This is a genomic window from Microcoleus sp. N3A4 (assembly GCF_036701805.1).
Taxonomy (GTDB): Bacteria; Cyanobacteriota; Cyanobacteriia; order Cyanobacteriales; family Microcoleaceae; genus Microcoleus.
This window is the reverse complement of sequence record NZ_JAUBRJ010000061.1, coordinates 1-15,977: the sequence shown is the minus strand read 5'-3', so window position 1 is coordinate 15,977 and position 15,977 is coordinate 1. Positions and strand designations below refer to the sequence as shown.

At 43.3% G+C, this 15,977-nt stretch carries 17 protein-coding genes; 5 read left to right on the top strand and 12 right to left on the bottom strand.

The genetic code is table 11. The annotated features are described in order from the left end of the window. The first annotated feature begins 73 nt into the window (after positions 1–73). Together QUA56_RS27300 and QUA56_RS27295 are read left to right on the top strand one after the other, a co-directional pair. On the top strand, positions 74–670 hold the full coding sequence (locus QUA56_RS27300; protein WP_333364285.1) for an ATP-binding protein: 597 nt from the start codon (positions 74–76) through the stop codon (positions 668–670). 54 nt (positions 671–724) lie between these two features. Beyond that, positions 725–1,444, top strand: a complete 720-nt coding sequence (locus QUA56_RS27295; protein WP_333364282.1) for a response regulator transcription factor — start codon at positions 725–727, stop codon at positions 1,442–1,444. Between the two features lie 20 nt (positions 1,445–1,464). Here QUA56_RS27295 and QUA56_RS27290 read toward each other — a convergent pair whose 3' ends face one another. Then, entirely contained in the window at positions 1,465–1,869 is a 405-nt protein-coding gene (locus QUA56_RS27290) for a gamma-glutamylcyclotransferase (RefSeq protein ID WP_333364279.1), read from the bottom strand. A gap of 120 nt (positions 1,870–1,989) precedes the next feature. On the opposite strand from QUA56_RS27290, the gene QUA56_RS27285 reads away from it, so the two are divergent. Further along, a complete protein-coding gene (locus QUA56_RS27285; RefSeq protein ID WP_333364277.1) occupies positions 1,990–2,589 on the top strand; it encodes a glyoxalase-like domain protein in 600 nt (199 codons plus the stop codon). A gap of 161 nt (positions 2,590–2,750) precedes the next feature. Beyond that, the gene (locus tag QUA56_RS27280) at positions 2,751–3,587 is read left to right on the top strand and encodes a phytanoyl-CoA dioxygenase family protein (protein WP_333364274.1); all 837 of its coding nucleotides are present in this window, start codon (positions 2,751–2,753) and stop codon (positions 3,585–3,587) included. Between the two features lie 110 nt (positions 3,588–3,697). Here the strand turns inward: QUA56_RS27280 and QUA56_RS27275 are convergent, their stop codons facing one another. The 8 genes from QUA56_RS27275 to QUA56_RS27240 form a co-directional block, all read right to left on the bottom strand. Next, a complete protein-coding gene (locus QUA56_RS27275) occupies positions 3,698–4,969 on the bottom strand; it encodes a bifunctional sterol desaturase/short chain dehydrogenase (protein WP_333364272.1) in 1,272 nt (423 codons plus the stop codon). A 73-nt stretch (positions 4,970–5,042) separates the two neighbouring features. Further along, entirely contained in the window at positions 5,043–5,669 is a 627-nt protein-coding gene (locus tag QUA56_RS27270) for a restriction endonuclease subunit R (protein WP_333364270.1), read from the bottom strand. Positions 5,670–5,680: 11 nt separating this feature from the next. Next, on the bottom strand, positions 5,681–6,304 hold the full coding sequence (locus QUA56_RS27265; RefSeq protein ID WP_333364267.1) for a restriction endonuclease subunit R: 624 nt from the start codon (positions 6,302–6,304) through the stop codon (positions 5,681–5,683). A 268-nt stretch (positions 6,305–6,572) separates the two neighbouring features. Next, the gene (locus QUA56_RS27260; RefSeq protein WP_333364263.1) at positions 6,573–7,469 is read right to left on the bottom strand and encodes a polysaccharide deacetylase family protein; all 897 of its coding nucleotides are present in this window, start codon (positions 7,467–7,469) and stop codon (positions 6,573–6,575) included. Positions 7,470–7,534: 65 nt separating this feature from the next. Next, on the bottom strand, positions 7,535–8,506 hold the full coding sequence (locus QUA56_RS27255; protein WP_333364261.1) for a hypothetical protein: 972 nt from the start codon (positions 8,504–8,506) through the stop codon (positions 7,535–7,537). Continuing rightward, positions 8,484–8,729 carry a hypothetical protein gene (locus tag QUA56_RS27250; RefSeq protein ID WP_333364258.1) on the bottom strand — a complete coding sequence of 82 codons (246 nt, stop codon included), beginning with the start codon at positions 8,727–8,729 and terminating at the stop codon, positions 8,484–8,486. The genes QUA56_RS27255 and QUA56_RS27250 overlap by 23 nt, the downstream gene beginning before the upstream one ends. Positions 8,730–8,732: 3 nt before the next feature. Continuing rightward, positions 8,733–9,884: a DUF3696 domain-containing protein gene (locus QUA56_RS27245; RefSeq protein WP_333364255.1), complete on the bottom strand. Its 1,152-nt coding sequence runs from the start codon at positions 9,882–9,884 to the stop codon at positions 8,733–8,735. Beyond that, complete coding sequence (locus QUA56_RS27240; RefSeq protein WP_333364252.1) at positions 9,881–11,032, bottom strand: DUF262 domain-containing protein; 1,152 nt, start codon at positions 11,030–11,032, stop codon at positions 9,881–9,883. Before QUA56_RS27240 ends, QUA56_RS27245 begins: the two co-directional genes overlap by 4 nt. A gap of 132 nt (positions 11,033–11,164) precedes the next feature. Between QUA56_RS27240 and QUA56_RS27235 the strand changes: the two genes are divergently transcribed. Next, complete coding sequence (locus QUA56_RS27235; RefSeq protein ID WP_333364249.1) at positions 11,165–11,866, top strand: Uma2 family endonuclease; 702 nt, start codon at positions 11,165–11,167, stop codon at positions 11,864–11,866. A 108-nt stretch (positions 11,867–11,974) separates the two neighbouring features. Here QUA56_RS27235 and QUA56_RS27230 read toward each other — a convergent pair whose 3' ends face one another. The 3 genes from QUA56_RS27230 to QUA56_RS27220 all read right to left on the bottom strand — a co-directional run bounded on the left by QUA56_RS27230 (position 11,975) and on the right by QUA56_RS27220 (position 15,874). Continuing rightward, positions 11,975–13,624: a family 10 glycosylhydrolase gene (locus QUA56_RS27230; protein ID WP_333364245.1), complete on the bottom strand. Its 1,650-nt coding sequence runs from the start codon at positions 13,622–13,624 to the stop codon at positions 11,975–11,977. Between the two features lie 450 nt (positions 13,625–14,074). Then, a complete protein-coding gene (gene psb27 / locus QUA56_RS27225; RefSeq protein ID WP_333364243.1) occupies positions 14,075–14,473 on the bottom strand; it encodes a photosystem II protein Psb27 in 399 nt (132 codons plus the stop codon). A gap of 147 nt (positions 14,474–14,620) precedes the next feature. Further along, complete coding sequence (locus QUA56_RS27220; RefSeq protein WP_333364241.1) at positions 14,621–15,874, bottom strand: DNA replication/repair protein RecF; 1,254 nt, start codon at positions 15,872–15,874, stop codon at positions 14,621–14,623. Positions 15,875–15,977 lie beyond the last annotated feature (103 nt).

Here is a 15,977-nt window from a genome sequence, read left to right as displayed (position 1 = left end):
CTTAATCGTTCAGAAGGTCACTCCCTTTTTTAGCTAAAAAAGTCCACATTAAATCATGACAAAGGATAGCAAAATGAAAGATAACATGGATGAAATCCCGTCAGGTGGGATAGGTATAAAAATTATTGGCAAAATTGCCGATGAGCTAAGTTATACCCGCACTTCTGGCGGTCGAAACTGTCTGTTAATGGTGAAATATTATCAGCCTGGTCTAGTACAACCGCAACATAGCAATCCAGCAGGTTTTGTGAAGCGGGCGATCGGTGTTTTAAACTTTAACAGGCTTGAAAAGCAACGAAATCGCCAATCCGACCCAAGTTCTAACCAGCACCTTCAAAAATTTAGCCTTCAACTAAATACGGATATCAAGGCTGTTGCTCAAGTTTTAGAGTGGGTTGAACAGTTAGATCGTCTACCAATTCCGGAAGCCGTTTTGCATCAGTGTAAACTTGCTGTGATTGAAGGGTTTACGAATGCTGTTCGCCACGCTCACAAAAATCGGCCCTTAGAAACTCCGATCGAGCTGGAAATAACAGTTTTTTACCAACACCTAGAAATCAAAATTTGGGATGAGGGAAAGCCTTTTGACCTCAAGGCGAAGTTAGAAGAAGAATTGGCAGAAGAAAAAAGTCTGTTTAATTGCAACGATCTGGGATTTATGCTTGACTAAAGCTGTTCTGTAATTGCCAAGTTCAAAGTAACAAGAAAAATATTTTTTTTGGTGATGACTACTGATACTTCCCCCAAGATTCTCGTTGTGGATGATGACCCATCCATCCGCACTCTCGTTCATCGTTTTTTAACTCAGAAATATCAAGTAGATTCGGCAGCAGATGGCGAGACGGCTTTAGAATTGTTTGAGAAATTCAAGCCACTGTTAGTAATTCTCGATTGGAATTTGCCGGATACTACAGGCTATCACCTCTGTCAGGAAATGCAGCGCCGTACTAATGTTTTTGTGGTAATGCTAAGCAGCCGCACCGACGAAGCTGATAAAGTTAAAATCCTGTCCGCCGGTGCGGATGACTATATCTGCAAACCCTTTGGTTTGGCCGAGTTAGCCATTCGTATAGAAGTTGTGTTGAGACGCATGAGGTCTGTCACTCCATCGCGTATTGTATTCGATCGATTCGCGATCGATTCAGCGCGCCGGGAAGCAACACTCAACGATCGCATTATCAAGTTAACAGCCTTGGAATTTAATATCTTGTATTTTTTGGCAAGTCATTCCGGTCAATCTTGGAGTCGCCAACAGCTAATCGAAAAAATCTGGGGGTGGAACTGCGACGACACAGGAGAAGAGCAAGTTGTTAGCGTGCATATCGGTCAGATTCGCAAGAAAATGATTCAAGTTGATGCCACTGGGCCGCAGTTTATTAAAACTATTCGGGGTTACGGTTACAGGTTCGATCGGCCCTCGCGCACGGCAATGGCAATTTCCTAAGCTCATCGGCATTAACCACCTTATTTGGCGAAAAACCGATTTTCCCACCTGCCGTGGGGCAGCCAGATGCCTCCTAGGGAACGGACGCGATCGGGTAACATGAAGTAGGCCCAAGCCGTCCCTAGAGGTTTGAGGTGTCGATCGAAGATTTCGATGGACTGCCGCTGATATTCGTTTTCGGTCGGTTCCCGCAGCGGATCGTAGTCTTCAAGTCGGTCTAAATCGTCCAAAATAGCCGAATTTGCGAAACAGAGGAGAAAACCGCAGACTGTGCCATCTCCGGCCATCATCGCAGGATAGCCGATCGGCAGCGCAAAAAGTTGACCGCGGGCGATCGCGGGGCAAGCATCCACAACTTTTCCTTCGCAGTAGCGGAGGTAGTTGGACTCCCCCGGTTTAAGAGTGCCGTAGACAAAGACTTTCATCGGGTAGGGCCGAACCGCTAGTTTTTGCTAACATAGATGGCTAAACTAATAGTTTAAGTCTCGCGGGCGATCGCGACTGCAATCTTCCTAAATTTCGTTGTTTACCCTTTCTTATAATTCATGACTCTAGCAGTTAGTCTTATAGCTTTTGGACTTCGGCCTTTGTACTTGAGCTCTTTTTTGCCCTCCTTGCCCCTGGACAGCTTGTTTTCGACTCAAGGGATTATGGTGATGCTGCTTGCCGCCTATGCGGGGGCGATGTGGATGTTTCTCACCAGTGCTCCGAAGGTACACACGGTGATGGTATCGGATCTGGGACAAGCGAGGGAGTTTTATGAAGGTATGCTAAACCTGCCCGTAGCAGAAGTGCCGCTGCACTACTACTACAATTACGAGCAAACTTTGGGGACAACTGGTATCGATCCGCTTTATTTGTCACCGAATGTCGGGAGGGCAACGACCTCTCAAACGATGGGGAGTCCCGATGGTTTGTGGTATCAGTTGATGAAAAATACCCAACTGCACATTATTAGCGGGGCCGGTGCAGGGGAAAAAAATCGCCAGCGTCACGTTTGTTTCGATCGCGATTGTTTGGATCAGCTATTGATGAGGGTACAAACTCGCGGTATTAGTTATAAAATTCGCCGGGAAAAGCCGCTGAATTTTTTGGTCAAGGATTACGACGGCCGGGTCATTGAAATGGCTGAGGTTAGTAATTAAGCTGACAGGCAAAAAATTTTAGATATAGAAATCCGGTTTCTCCCAGAAAGCGGGTTTCTAAAGTTACGAGTTTGCCAGTCATTGTTGCTATGAATTCTTCGTCTCCGTTGCAACTTAACTAAATCTTTAATTTCTACCAAACATTGTTTAAAACCGAGAACTTGATTCAAGAGGTAAAGCAGATGGGACAGACCAAATTAATCGATCAGTTTAATCAAGATGGATATGTTAAGCTCCGGGGTTTTTTTTCAGAATCCGAGATGAGAACACTGATCGAGGATATTAAACAAGCCGATCCGAAGCACATTGACAATAATCTGAATAAAGGAAGCTTAACTTTTCACAGTCAGCTATTCCAATACAGTAAAAAGATCCAAAACTTCATCTCTCAACCCCGACTTGTGGAACTGCTTGCACAATTCATTGGTCCAAATTTCTGGGTGCGGTGGGATCAGGCAGTAGCCAAAGGACCTGGAGCAGAAACCTTTCCTTGGCATCAGGACAATGGCTACAGCAACCTTAAGGATAATCACTATCAACTGTGGATTGCACTTACCAGAATGACCCCCGAAAATGGTGGGCTGTGGTTACAACCGGGCAGTCACAAAAAACGGCTGCCGCACAAATTTGAAGGTAACTATGCTGTGTATGATGGAACTCCTGAGAGTCCACTGTTCATTGAAGCAGAAGCGGGGGATCTTGTTTTGTTTTCCTCGCTGACACTTCACAGTACCACACCTAATGTTTCGCAGGAAACCCGCTGGGCTTACGTGATTGAGTATATGTCCCTCAATCACGTCGATCCTTCTCTCAAACCACCCTATTTTGTGGTTGCCCGTAACGGTAAATCCCAGCCAGAGTTTGTTAATCTTCATACAGGTTTCCTAAACCCCTGGAATCATTTGAAATACTTTGGTTATCGCTGGAATCTCAAGCAACTGTGGCCAAGCAGGCTGAAACTACTTCTAAAGAGAGCAGAGTTGGTAGGAAAGAAGTAATACCAATTTTCACTGTACCCTCATTAGGTGAAGCCCGAATGTACTTCGTAAGTCATTCGTACTTCACCTAGAACCCTAGAAGCATTAGGTTGATTTAACCGGATTTGATATCACTTAGTTATTACTTCAACGCCCGATCGCTCTAATTCTATTTCTGTCAAAGAGACTGCTTTGCGGCTGAAGATTTGGAAATAGAGAGAAACAAAAAACTCTTTGACTGGAAAAACTATAAATGTCAAAGGATTAATTGTGACGATGATATTGCGCGCATCGGCTTTAGCTTGTTTGACAATTTGCTGTGCTACCCAGTCGGGAGACATAATGCCGATCGGGTTTAAATTGCTTTTAAACGGCCCTAAAATCAGTTTGCGAACGATGCAGGGTGCGTCTAACCGACGCAGGGTGACTAAATCTCCCAGGGCGCGTTTGCTGAGTTCGTACAGGGGACTGACAGCGGGAATTACTTCTGCTTCGGAAGTGTTGATCCAGACTTCTTTGCAAGCGATGTTTTCGTTAGTGCGGACTGTTAAGAAAAAGAGTTCCATCAGCCGCCACGCGGAAAAAGTGTTAATTTCGTAGGAGTTGGCGATCGCTTCTCCTGTTCTTTCTCCCTGTACGTTAATCCCGTGATTGATGACGAGAATATCGATTTTTTCTAACAATAGGGCTAAGTCTGCCTCTTGGCCAGCTTGCCAAGTTACAGTTTTTACAGGTAAATTTTCGCCGTCTACATTCAAAGTAATTTCCTCATTTCCAGAGGAGAGGGCGATAACTTTTGCACCAGCTTTGTGCAGGTGTTTGAGTAGCAAACGCCCTAAAGTTCCCGATGCACCGGTGACGGCTACAGTTTTGCCTTTGAGAGAAAGTGCTGTACCCATAAGTTGATCTATTAAGGTGAAAGTACCGCAATAGTAAGCATTTTGATTGTCGAAGTGATGCCGCCAATGATAAGGTTTATTAACTAACCACTTGCCAGGGGGAGTCAGGAAGTCTCCCGGTTGGTGGGTGATGTCGGTTAATTCGTCTGCACCTTTGATGCCGATCGCGCGGGCGATCGCGCTCAACAAAAAGCCTAAAGTATAAATACAACCCGCTGCTGCGCCCCAGTGGTATTGCGGCAGCCCAAAATAAGCTACAACCCACAGCAACAACCCCAAAACCATCATCGCCGCAGCTTCGGGCACGTCGTGACGCCAGTGTGCTTGCTTGTAAATTGTCTCGCTGACGGGGGTCAAATTCGGGCGGAAAACGCGGTGATGCCAAGTGTGCAGCTTTTGCAGGGGTGCCCAATAATGGGACACGACGTGATAAAAGTCTCGTATTATTTCTGCCCAGCAGACAGAAGCTATTGCCACAGCACCGACTATCCAGTAATTTACCATGCTCGCACCAGTTTGAAATTTGAGATATTAGATATTGTCTGCTTTGAAAGATAACTCAAAATGGCTTTTATTGCTAGTCTGGCAGTTGACTCAGGCGTTTTAAAATCTGCAAAACGCGGTACAATTCATTGCCGGGATTGGAAATAACAAATTCAGCCGATCGGGCATACTGGGGAGTTTCGCCTCTAACTAACTTGACAAAATTGAAGTTAGCACCTGTGGCAATCATCCCAAAAGTAGGATTTTCTGGGTTCGGATATGCCAGCATATATGTCAGGAGTTGGGCAAGTGCTTCGTCAGTTGAAAACGAAAGTTGTTTGGATTCAATTACTGTCACCCACAAGTTTGCTTTCATAATCAGGATATCTATTCTGCCTTCGATGATTCTGCCTTCATCTTCCTCTTGAATGGCGATCGACTTTTCGGCTTTGACTTGAAAAGGAGACTCATAAAGACCGGCAATAAACAAAATGGGGCTGATAATTGTTAGCTTGACTGCATTTTCCAATACAGGCGGGGTGTCTACCAAGTTGAAGTATATGTCTTGGACGCGATCGAGCAATTGTTTTTCTGAGTCTGTTACTTCTGGCAAATTTTCTTGCCATTCTCGGAAAAATTCGCTGTTGCGAACTCGCTGTAAACCGAAGTTATCGATTAGATAGCGGAGGTTGATATCTCTTGCTTGAAGTTTTTGAAGCATAATTTACTATCTTAAGCTAGTTGACTCAGGCGCTTGAATATCTGCAAAACGCTGTACAGTTCGTTGTCGCGTCTGCGAATTGAAAATTGCTCCGACAAAGCATAACGTGGAGTTTCTCCTCTGACTAACTTAATAAAAATAAAGTTACCGCCAGTAGTAATCATGCCAAACGTAGGCTTTTCTGGATGAGGACTAGCCCACATATAAGCTAGGAGTTGTCCCATCCCTTCCTCAATCGAAAAAGCTGCTTTTTTTGATTCAATGACCATTACCCAAAACTGGTCTTTTAAGAGTAATATATCAAGTCTGCCGTCGATGATGACGCCATCGTCTTCATCTTGAATCTGAATGGATTTTTCAGCTTTTACTTGAAAAGGAGATAGGTAAAAGCCGGCAATAAACAACAGCGGCCCTACTACTGACAGCTTAACTACATTTTCCAGCAAGGGTGGATATGTAAGTAAATTGATAAATCCGGCTTTCAGCCTGTCTAGCAATTGTTTTTCTAACTCGGTGATTTCGGGCAAATTATCTTGAAATTCTCGGATAAATTGCTCGTCTTCCGCTAGCTGAAGACCGAAGTTGTCTATTAAGTAACGGATGTTTATATCTTTGGCTGCGAGTATTTGTGTCATTGTTTTATTTTTTTATATATAATACCAATTTTTGCCTCATCTTGCAACAATGATGAGTGTGGGTTTGTTTGCTGAAATATTGTGTAAGGTGCGTCGCTCAAAGATTGTGGATATCATTTAAAATTTTTGATGGCGACGCACCCGGAGCGATACTGTAGCATGAGTTTTAAGAATTAGTATAGGTAGAATCATATTGTACGGCAATTTTTCCTGATTTTGGTATTTTACAGGTAATTTTTTACATTTTATAACTTGTATTCCGCGCAATTTATTTAGGTTTTTGGTCAGCAGTTTGCTGTTTTTGTGCTGCTTGCATTTGCAGCAATTGCGGTACGGTGACAAAACGATATCCCTGCTGTTTGAGTTTGGGAATAATTGCAGATAGCGCCTCGACTGTTTGCTGGCGATTGCCGCCGCCGTCGTGCAACAATACGATCGCCCCCGTTGAAGCTTGAGAAAGCACGGTGTGGGCGATCGCAGCGGCCGGAGGTTGCAGAAAGTCTTTAGGGTCGATCGACCAGATGACAACTACATAGTTTTTCTTTTGAGCGTAAGCTGCCAAACCGTTATTTAATCGGCCGCCGGGGGGGCGAAACAAGAAACTTTTGGCGCCAGTCGATCGATAAATGTGAACGCCAGTATAATCTATTTCATTCGATGCTGTTTTTTCGTTAACATTCTGATAATAATGATGCCAAGTATGGTTGCCGATCGCATTTCCCGCTTGCACAACTCGTTTCGCAATTTCTGGATACTCCCGCAAATTTGCACCCAAACAGAAAAATGTAGCTACGGCCTGATGTTTCTGCAAAACTTCTAATATTTTCAAAGTTTCAGGCGAAGGGCCATCGTCAAATGTCAAGGCGATAACTTTTGAGTTGCTGATACTTGCTTTATACACAATCTGGCTGCGAAATTGCGCGGGCGGTGCGAAGACTAAAGGTTGTTGGGGAGGTTTGGGAGAGGGAGTTGCGGGGGGAGAAGGGGGTGTTTTTTGTTTGGCGGGTTTTAGGAGGTTTGGCGGGGAATTGCCAAAAGGGGGGATTTGGGCTAATGAATTTGAGCTAGTAGTTTGTGGGTTTTTAGGGAATAGGGAAAAAAGGGCGATCGATCCGATTAATATAATACTTTTAATCGCTAATTTTTTAGTAAATTTGGGATTCATTAACTGTACAATTTGCTGTTAACGATATAATTATTATCTAAATCTTTACCAGACTGATATTGAAATTATGTAGGATAATTTACACTGGGAAGATGAGTACCAACATAACCGATAATCACCTTTCGTATACCTACTTCTGATACTTCTAAAAAAAAGTAAATTCGCCAATTATGTTGTCTGATTTTGGCGTGTTGCTCAAATAGACGTTCCTTACCATCAGGACAAACAAAAGTTCGTTCTTTACGATACTTGTCGAGAGTTGGTTTACTTTCTCCAGAAACCTCTATAGAAGTACCATCAAGGCTAAAATAACCCATTTTCCAATTTTTAGCACAATCTTCAATCTGATACAAAATTTCCAAAACAAGTTGTAATCTTTCTTCTCCTGCACGAAGTCTCCGCAACTGTTTATTACCAGCCTCACAAAATTGTAGACTAGGAAACAACTCATCTCTACGATTCCATAGTTCCATGCCGTTAATCCGTTCTGATTGAAGACGCTTTTTAATCCAATCAGCGTGTTCGAGAACGTGGTTTTTCTGACTGGCGTGAATAAGCTCTACACTTTCTTCTATCAGCTCTTCATTATCATCAATTTGTATGAGTTCTAACTTAATGCGACTGCTATTCCACAGCGATTCAGAATTCAGACTAATTGCTAATGTTTCAAGATAGTGAGCAACTTTAAAACCCTCTGTTTGGCTGCCCTGTAAACTCAACTCACAATCTGGATTTTCAACTTTTATTTTAATTTCTATATCTGGGATATCAACGGATAAAGGAGTTTTAGTTGCCAGAGTTCTCAGAAAAGTCCGCTCTTCTCTATTAACTTCCTTATCGTTGCGCCAACGAGAAAGAGGATAGTTTTCTGCAATAAACATAGCATGAAAATCTGCTTGAGTGCGGATTCCTTTCAGTCCGCAGCGTTTTGCTTCACGCATCGTACTAATCAATTCTGACATCCATTGACGTGCTGTAGAAATATCGGGAGCAAGAATTCGCGCAGACAGTTCATTAAACACCATTTCCAAATCCATCGCCTATTCTCCCTCCACCGCAGGTTCCAATAAAATCTCTAAGAGGATAGTTTTCTGCAATAAACATAGCATGAAAATCTGCTTGAGTGCGGATTCCTTTCAGTCCGCAGCGTTTTGCTTCACGCATCGTACTAATCAATTCTGACATCCATTGACGTGCTGTAGAAATATCGGGAGCAAGAATTCGCGCAGACAGTTCATTAAACACCATTTCCAAATCCATCGCCTATTCTCCCTCCACCGCAGGTTCCAATAAAATCTCTAAACTGTTGTCCCACTCATCAAAAAAACCATCCGGCCATCGATCAATTCGTCCGTTGCGATCAATTTTTGGCGATATTACCTCAGTCACTGCTTGTTCTTCCTTTTTTTGACGCTGGAAGTAATGCAACTGAACATCTTTCGGGTCAAGTTTGCCCCCGTGAACCGCAAGGCGAATCCCATTTAAAACATGATCGCTGTGAGTTTCTATGACAACTTGAACCCCACCACTAGCTGCCAAAGCTAACAATTCACCCATTTTAACTTGTCCTTTGGGATGCAGGTGAGCTTCAGGATTTTCAATTAAAACTATTGTATCAGGTGTTGATGCGAGTACCGCTACAATAATCGGTAAAGTGTAGCTAATTCCAAATCCCACATTAGTTGCGCGATAAGGATTGCTATCTCCATAGGAATATTGAAAACTCATCAAATCGACATCTGATTTGGCATCAATTTTGAGGCGCGTACCCGGACTAATTTCTCCCATCCACGCCTCAACTTGGTCTATCAACTCCATTGATTTTACTAGAGGTGCACCTGGTTGAGTCTTGGTTTTTTTTACATTGGGATGGCAGAGACTACTATTAGGAATATTCTTTCCCCCTTTAACAGAAAGGAAATGTGCAGTATATTCACCTTTGATACCAATTTGACCGAGCTGTCGTACTTGGTAATCTGACATTTCATTAAAGGATCGAGGTCCGATCCGTTCTGCGTGAAGGTAGTGAAAATTATTACCAAAAAGATTTGATTTATACAATTCTGAGCTAACTGGTTCCGATCCAATTTTCAACACATCTACCTCTTTGTCATATTTAAAACGCCATACTCCCTTGATGTTGTTTTCCCACGCAATATCAAAACCAATTAAGTCCTCTTTTGCTCCCTCAAAAAGTGCGTCCTGAGCAGTACCAATATTCACCAGATCGCCATTCAGCGCCAACCCTTTTTCTGGCAATAAACCCTGTTGATAAGATTGTCGCAGTAGCAGCAGTGATTGCATAACAGAAGATTTACCAGTGCTGTTTAAACCTGAAAATAAAGTAAGTTTTTTGAAATCTAATAACTGATTAGAAAACGGTTTGAAGTTAAGCAATTGTAGTGAAGTAATCATGCTATAATCTCCTGAATTATTTTTTCAATTATCCTAAATCTGTACTCAATCTTTTCCGCTGCTTGAGAGATAGAAATCAGAAACTCTCGATCGCTATCTACATAATTTATGAATTTTTCAATTAATTGCTCCTTGTGCTGCTTCAATATATCAAGTTGCTCGTCGCTAAGTAGACTCAGGTTAACTGACCAAACTTCAAACAATGCTTTATTAATTGGAAACATTTTTGTTTGATGTTTGGAGATTTTACGGAAGGCAGTTTTTCCAAAAATTTCCCATGCTGCAATCATAGCTTTTTTGAAATTCTTTTCAATGTCTTGTAATTCTAATTCAGACATATTATTAATTATATATAAAGCTTTACTCAAAAATAAATTTCTTTTTTCTGAGCGATCGTCTTGATAAGATGTAATATTAAATGCTAAAAACCCCAGTATAAATTCCCGATCTTCCATCCGCATTTTTCGCAAGTCACTTAGCTTTGTAACTTTATTAAATTCATCAGATGTAGCAAGTTTAGCTAAAAACTTTGTTGCCTTACCGGGGTTGAGAGCATGGCGGAGTTCTTGGGGAGACATCGGAAGTCCCCCTGTATTTATGCGTTTGAAAATGTTATACTTAACTTCTGGAGGCGTACCTTTTTCAATCAAATAAACTGTCACCTGAGTCTCTTGAATTCGACGCTGGTATCGGCGCTCTATTTCATCGTAAGTTTTGCCTTCACAATTGGTTAAGTATTCTAGTCCGCATAATCTAAGTGTTTTATCGCTCATAAATTGCTTCAGAGCAGATAGCCGCTGCAATCCATCCACCACTAACCATTTATCCTCATCAGTTGCATCTATATAAAAAGCTGGTAATGGAATCCGAATCAGGATCGACTCAATTAGTCTGCTTTTCGCGCCCTCTTTCCAGATGTTTGCATGGCGCTGAAAGTCCGGTGCTAAATCGAGAGCTTCCTCATTGATTCTTCTTAGGAGTTGCTCGATAGTTGGTTCTCTGGTGAAAATATTAATTTGGTCAGGGTCATATATCAATTTGTCTTTTTCATATGGTTCATCACCGTTATCTTCTTCTTGACTCATATTTAAGTCATCAATTGAATCTTGGTTGGATACTTGCTGATCTGGTTTGGGCTGACTTACCATAGGAAATACTCCTCTGTGTTAACTTTTATTCAGGATTTTTTAAGTAAAACTTGATCTTACTATTTTAGCAAATGAGAGCCAAAAATTCGATAAAATCGCAAGATACCGACGCATAACAACAGGAGAAAAGCCATGATTGCTCCCGCAAATCTCAGCCGCATCACGATTCCCCCTCTGGAAAATGGCGATTTGCTCAGCCGTGCAGAATTCGAGCGGCGCTATACAGCCATGCCCGCACTCAAAAAAGCAGAATTGATTGAAGGAATTGTTTATATGGCTTCACCCTTACGCTTTGATCCCCACGCCGAGCCCCATGCCGATTTAATGGGCTGGCTGTGGACTTACAAAATTGCCACCCCGGGCGTGCGTCTGGGCGATAATCCCACCGTGCGTCTCGATGTGGATAACGAACCTCAACCCGATGCTGTACTGCTAATTGATGCCCAACGAGGCGGCAAAACTTGCCTTAGCGATGATGGCTATATTGAAGGTGCACCCGAATTTGTTGCCGAAATTTCTGCAAGTACCGCTACGATCGATCTGCGGGACAAAAAACGAGTTTACCGCCGCAATGGAGTCAAAGAATATCTCGTTTGGCAAGTAATGAATCGCCGGATCGATTGGTTTTCTTTGCAGGAAGAAAAATATATTTCTCTGCTACCCGATGCAGAAGGAATTATCCGCAGCCTAGTTTTTCCGGGGTTGTGGCTGGCTGTTTCAGCACTCTTAGACGGGGATATGCCAAGTGCGATCGCAACTCTTCAAGCCGGATTAAACAGTGACGCACATCAAGAGTTTGTCCAACATTTAGCCAGCTTTCCAAATCCCGCTTAAATATCCCCTCAATCTCTTAGTCTGCGGATGCAGACTTCGTTTGTATAGTCGCGGTTTCAACCGCCGAGCGAGCGATCGGGTAATGAACCCATATTTGATATCATCCCCCTACAACCGGCAAGTTTGCCGTGCCCTTTCATCCTCCGGTTCTTGCCACCCAAAAGCAAAATGGCTCACCGCATTAATTTGCGGCGTCGCCGAGCGAATAGCAGCCATTTGAATCTCCAAAGACGGCCGATTTTTCAGAGGTTTTCCCCAATCTCCAGCAATGGCAGGAATGATTTTTGCTCCCGCAGGCGCTAAACTCAATGTCCGCTGCACCTGCGGCACAATGCAGCTTACATCCCCGCAATTTCCGTAAGACATCGCGTGGAATTCCACAGCAGCCGGAAACTTGTCCCAAGGCTGCAGCCTCGAATCAAATCCCCCTTGATTTATAGTTTGATTTGCACTGGGAAAAAACACCGCTCCTACAGGAATTCCCATCCTTTGAGCCGGTTGAATTGCTATTCCAAAAAAATCTAAAATCCCTTGGACTGCGTGAGCAACGCTCAGTTGCCAGAGGTCTTTTTGCAGAATGCCGGTATCTGGAAGTGGCGGTTTTGGTGTCGGTTTTGGTGTTGGAGTTGCAGGGTTTGGCTTGTTAGCGGCGGGAGTTGTTGAGGCCGATCTTGATGCGGCATTCTCCCTTCTAGAAGCTGGAGTTGCTACCGGTATCAGTCGCGGAACTCGCCCCTGCCAAAGAGGTTCTCGCTCAGTTGGATACTGTTTGACTACTGCTTGAACGTCATTAGTATTGATAAATCCCTTAGTCAAATACCGCTGAATTAAATCTCGCCCTTGCTGATTGTTAGCCCGCTGCAAAAGAACTTGCTGCGATGCTGGGCCGTAAATCCACAAGTCTTGAACTTTGGTAGCAACTGAAGCGGGTCCGACACCCCGTAGATAGCGAATGTAGTCGAATAACATTCCTTGCGGCTTGCGCTTGACTATTTGATTAACTAACAAAGTATAGTCTTGCCGTGCTTGTGGATTGTACGGATCGATAAAGGCTTGATTGCCCGGAACTTCTCCGAAGTCCTCGTTAATTCCTGCGTCTTGAACTACTGTTAAACTTGTCTGATTTTTACCGTTGATGGCGAGGCTTTGCTGTCTGTCGGAACGCTGAGAATAGGTATAGCCAAAGTTCATGGTGAACAACCAGGCGTATACTTTTAAACCTCGCTGTTTGCCTTTGGCGATCGCCTTTTCCAACAAGTCGTATTTCTCGTACCCGCGATTTCTTAAAACCGAAGGCCAAGCAGTTGGATTTTCTGCGACTGGGAGCAACACTTGACCGTCATAAAATGTTTCTATATAGACTTGGTTGTAGCCTTTATTCACAACTTTGTCTAATACTCGATCGAGTTCTCCGGGCCTGACATCGCAGGGATACAAACGCAGCCAAATTGCTTGGGTTTCGGGCCAAGTTTTTTGGCGGCATTCTGCTATTTCCCGCGCGTGTTTGCTCAAAACAGCAAAATATGCTTGCTGAGATTCCCGTTTTCCTGAAAGCGCGGCGCGGCGCAAGTCTTCTTTTTGATTTACTTGTTCTTTGGATAATTGGCAATAGGCTGATGTTTCGGCAAAAGCTGGTTGATTTTCGATAAACGGCCAAACAAGCTGGCTGATGAAGCTACTTGTTAAAACAGCAGTTACCGCACTTAAAAAGCGTCGCTGGTGTTGAAAATTCGCGATGCGAGTTGGTGCAATTTTCATGGAAGAATTGAATGAGGTTTTCTAGTTTAAATTGGGTGGCGATCGCCTTTTCGCGATCGCCCTCAACAAGCAGCTACAAATTTTCTACTTTTTTCGGTTAACCTAGTTATGGCACAAGTCGATCGCACAGTGCAAATTCTGTCTGGCTGCTATTTAGATCGTGTGCGATCGAATAACGGCGGGCAAGATAAGACTCTGCGGTTGAAACCGCTATTATACCAACGAAGTCCCTCTCGAATAGACTAAAGAATAAAAGGAGTAAAAAACCCGGATTTGGTATCATATCCAGTTCAATCTTTCAGTATTTTTTCACTAAATGCTGCTAAAAAAAGCGCCTGGGTAGAGTGGGCGCTAAAAGCAGTTGATATTTCTACTAAAAATTGTTAACACTCAAATATCAAGGATGAAAGATGAATTATTAAAATTTATCCTTTATCCTAAATTTTGAGATTAAGATCCTCTGTTGAGAGCAGCTTCTACCTGCTGAAATTCTGACTCAAGACGCTTTTTCAACTTTTCAGGAACGGGACGGTTTGGATAGGAACTATAATGTCCTGCCAAAGAGTTTAATGCCGTTCGCATTGTCGTGAAAGATGCCAGCTTGGTAAGAGCGGGATCGCGGCGGTAGGCAGCAAAAAAATCGTTGATACTTGTGCGAGCAGCGGCTTGAGCGGCTGCTTTTTCCGGCGCGCCCTCTGGCAAAGTGAGCGCTGTTCTCAAGCTCTTCACTAATGCTAATGTGTCTTGACCATAATCTCCAGTCAGAGTGGCCGGAACATTGGTACAGCCCGCTACGCCGATCACAACAACTAATACCAGGGCTAACAGACGGGAAATGTAATGCTTCATAAGGGTTAGAAAAATGGAAGCGAAAGCGGCAATCAAAATTAACCTTTATCCTATCTCGAATTGAGCTAGTAATGCCAAATTTTCAAGTTTTTTGTATCCTTACCATGAAACATAAAATTTGTCAATCTAAAATCTAAAATCTAAAATCTAAAATCGATTGATTTGTCCGGCAACAACGGAGAGAATTTGGGTTTGCTGCAGCCACTGAGTGTCAAAAGCGCCTAAGTGAGTCGTAGTAATCAGAGTTTGAAATCGTTCTTGAATTGTTTCTAAAAGTTGATTTTGGCGGCTCAGATCGAGTTCTGCAAGTACGTCGTCGAGCAACAGTAAAGGCGCTTCGCCGACGACTTCTTCAATAAGCTGCAACTCGGCTAATTTCAATGCTAATACCAGAGTTCGCTGCTGGCCTTGGGAGGCGTATTGACGAGCTGGGGTACTGTTAATTGTAAATGTAATATCGTCGCGGTGGGGGCCGACTAAAGTGGTTCCTTGAAAATGTTCTGCGATCGCCCTTTTTTGAATTTTCTCTAAAAATGCTTGCCGCACTCCTTCGAGATTGTCTTTAGCGATTAATTCCGGGCCTACTTCAATATTAGCATCGTATTTCACATCTAAAACTTCTGCTGAACCGCTAATTGAACCGTGCCAATTTCGAGCTAAAGGCATCAAACGCTCCAAAATTCGATCGCGCCTGCGGATCACGCGAGCGCCCGCTGTCGCCAACTGCTCGTCCCACAAAGCTAATTCTGAACTGGGAATGGGGAATTGGGAATGGGGCATTGGGCATTGGGCATTGGGCATTGGGAATTCTGCAATATTTTGGTTTTCGGGAGTTTCAGATCCGATAAATTGCATTTTGTCAAAACTTTCGGAAAATTCTGCTTTCCTGATTTCTTTAGAACGTTTCAACAGAGCGTTTCGCTGGCGCAAAATTTGGTTGTACTGCTGCAAAATGTGAGCGTAAATCGGTTCTAACTGGATGACTAGGCGATCGATCCAATTGCGCCTTCCTTCGGGCCCGCCGCGCACTAAGTCCAAATCCAAACAAGAAAATTGCACTACATTTAAGACGCTCAAAAAGTCTAAATGGCGGCGCAGCGGTTCGCCGTTGAGCTTGCATATGCGGCGCGCCCCAGAGCGCAGAGTTAAAGCTAAGTCGATCGATCCGGTTTGGCGTTCGAGTGTAGCATCAATTTGCCCGATCGGCTTTGAGTCGAGTATTAAATCGCGATCGCGCGATACTCTGTGACTTTTTAATGTGGAAAGCAACTCTACCGCTTCTAACAAGTTAGATTTTCCTTGAGCGTTGTTTCCTACTAAAATAGTTTTGGGAGCGTCAAACGCTACCTTTTGATCGAAGTAGTTCCGAAACTGCCGTAGGTGCAGCGTTTTCAAATACATAATATTAGTTATTAGTTATTGGTTATTGGTTATTGGTTATTGGTTATTGGTTATTGGTTATTGGTTATTGGTTATTGGTTATTGGTTATTGGTTATTGGTTAT

What these genes read in the sequence shown, in the direction of transcription:
- QUA56_RS27270 (WP_333364270.1), bottom strand. Translation starts at nt 5,669, where the DNA reads ATGCTTCAAAAACTTCAAGCAAGAGATATCAACCTCCGCTATCTAATC.
- QUA56_RS27300 (WP_333364285.1), top strand. Translation starts at nt 74, where the DNA reads ATGAAAGATAACATGGATGAAATCCCGTCAGGTGGGATAGGTATAAAA.
- QUA56_RS27240 (WP_333364252.1), bottom strand. Translation starts at nt 11,032, where the DNA reads ATGGTAAGTCAGCCCAAACCAGATCAGCAAGTATCCAACCAAGATTCA.
- QUA56_RS27295 (WP_333364282.1), top strand. Translation starts at nt 725, where the DNA reads ATGACTACTGATACTTCCCCCAAGATTCTCGTTGTGGATGATGACCCA.
- QUA56_RS27230 (WP_333364245.1), bottom strand. Translation starts at nt 13,624, where the DNA reads ATGAAAATTGCACCAACTCGCATCGCGAATTTTCAACACCAGCGACGC.
- QUA56_RS27260 (WP_333364263.1), bottom strand. Translation starts at nt 7,469, where the DNA reads ATGAATCCCAAATTTACTAAAAAATTAGCGATTAAAAGTATTATATTA.
- QUA56_RS27220 (WP_333364241.1), bottom strand. Translation starts at nt 15,874, where the DNA reads ATGTATTTGAAAACGCTGCACCTACGGCAGTTTCGGAACTACTTCGAT.
- QUA56_RS27250 (WP_333364258.1), bottom strand. Translation starts at nt 8,729, where the DNA reads ATGGATTTGGAAATGGTGTTTAATGAACTGTCTGCGCGAATTCTTGCT.
- QUA56_RS27290 (WP_333364279.1), bottom strand. Translation starts at nt 1,869, where the DNA reads ATGAAAGTCTTTGTCTACGGCACTCTTAAACCGGGGGAGTCCAACTAC.
- QUA56_RS27265 (WP_333364267.1), bottom strand. Translation starts at nt 6,304, where the DNA reads ATGACACAAATACTCGCAGCCAAAGATATAAACATCCGTTACTTAATA.
- QUA56_RS27245 (WP_333364255.1), bottom strand. Translation starts at nt 9,884, where the DNA reads ATGATTACTTCACTACAATTGCTTAACTTCAAACCGTTTTCTAATCAG.
- QUA56_RS27275 (WP_333364272.1), bottom strand. Translation starts at nt 4,969, where the DNA reads ATGGTAAATTACTGGATAGTCGGTGCTGTGGCAATAGCTTCTGTCTGC.
- QUA56_RS27255 (WP_333364261.1), bottom strand. Translation starts at nt 8,506, where the DNA reads ATGGATTTGGAAATGGTGTTTAATGAACTGTCTGCGCGAATTCTTGCT.
- psb27 (WP_333364243.1), bottom strand. Translation starts at nt 14,473, where the DNA reads ATGAAGCATTACATTTCCCGTCTGTTAGCCCTGGTATTAGTTGTTGTG.
- QUA56_RS27235 (WP_333364249.1), top strand. Translation starts at nt 11,165, where the DNA reads ATGATTGCTCCCGCAAATCTCAGCCGCATCACGATTCCCCCTCTGGAA.
- QUA56_RS27285 (WP_333364277.1), top strand. Translation starts at nt 1,990, where the DNA reads ATGACTCTAGCAGTTAGTCTTATAGCTTTTGGACTTCGGCCTTTGTAC.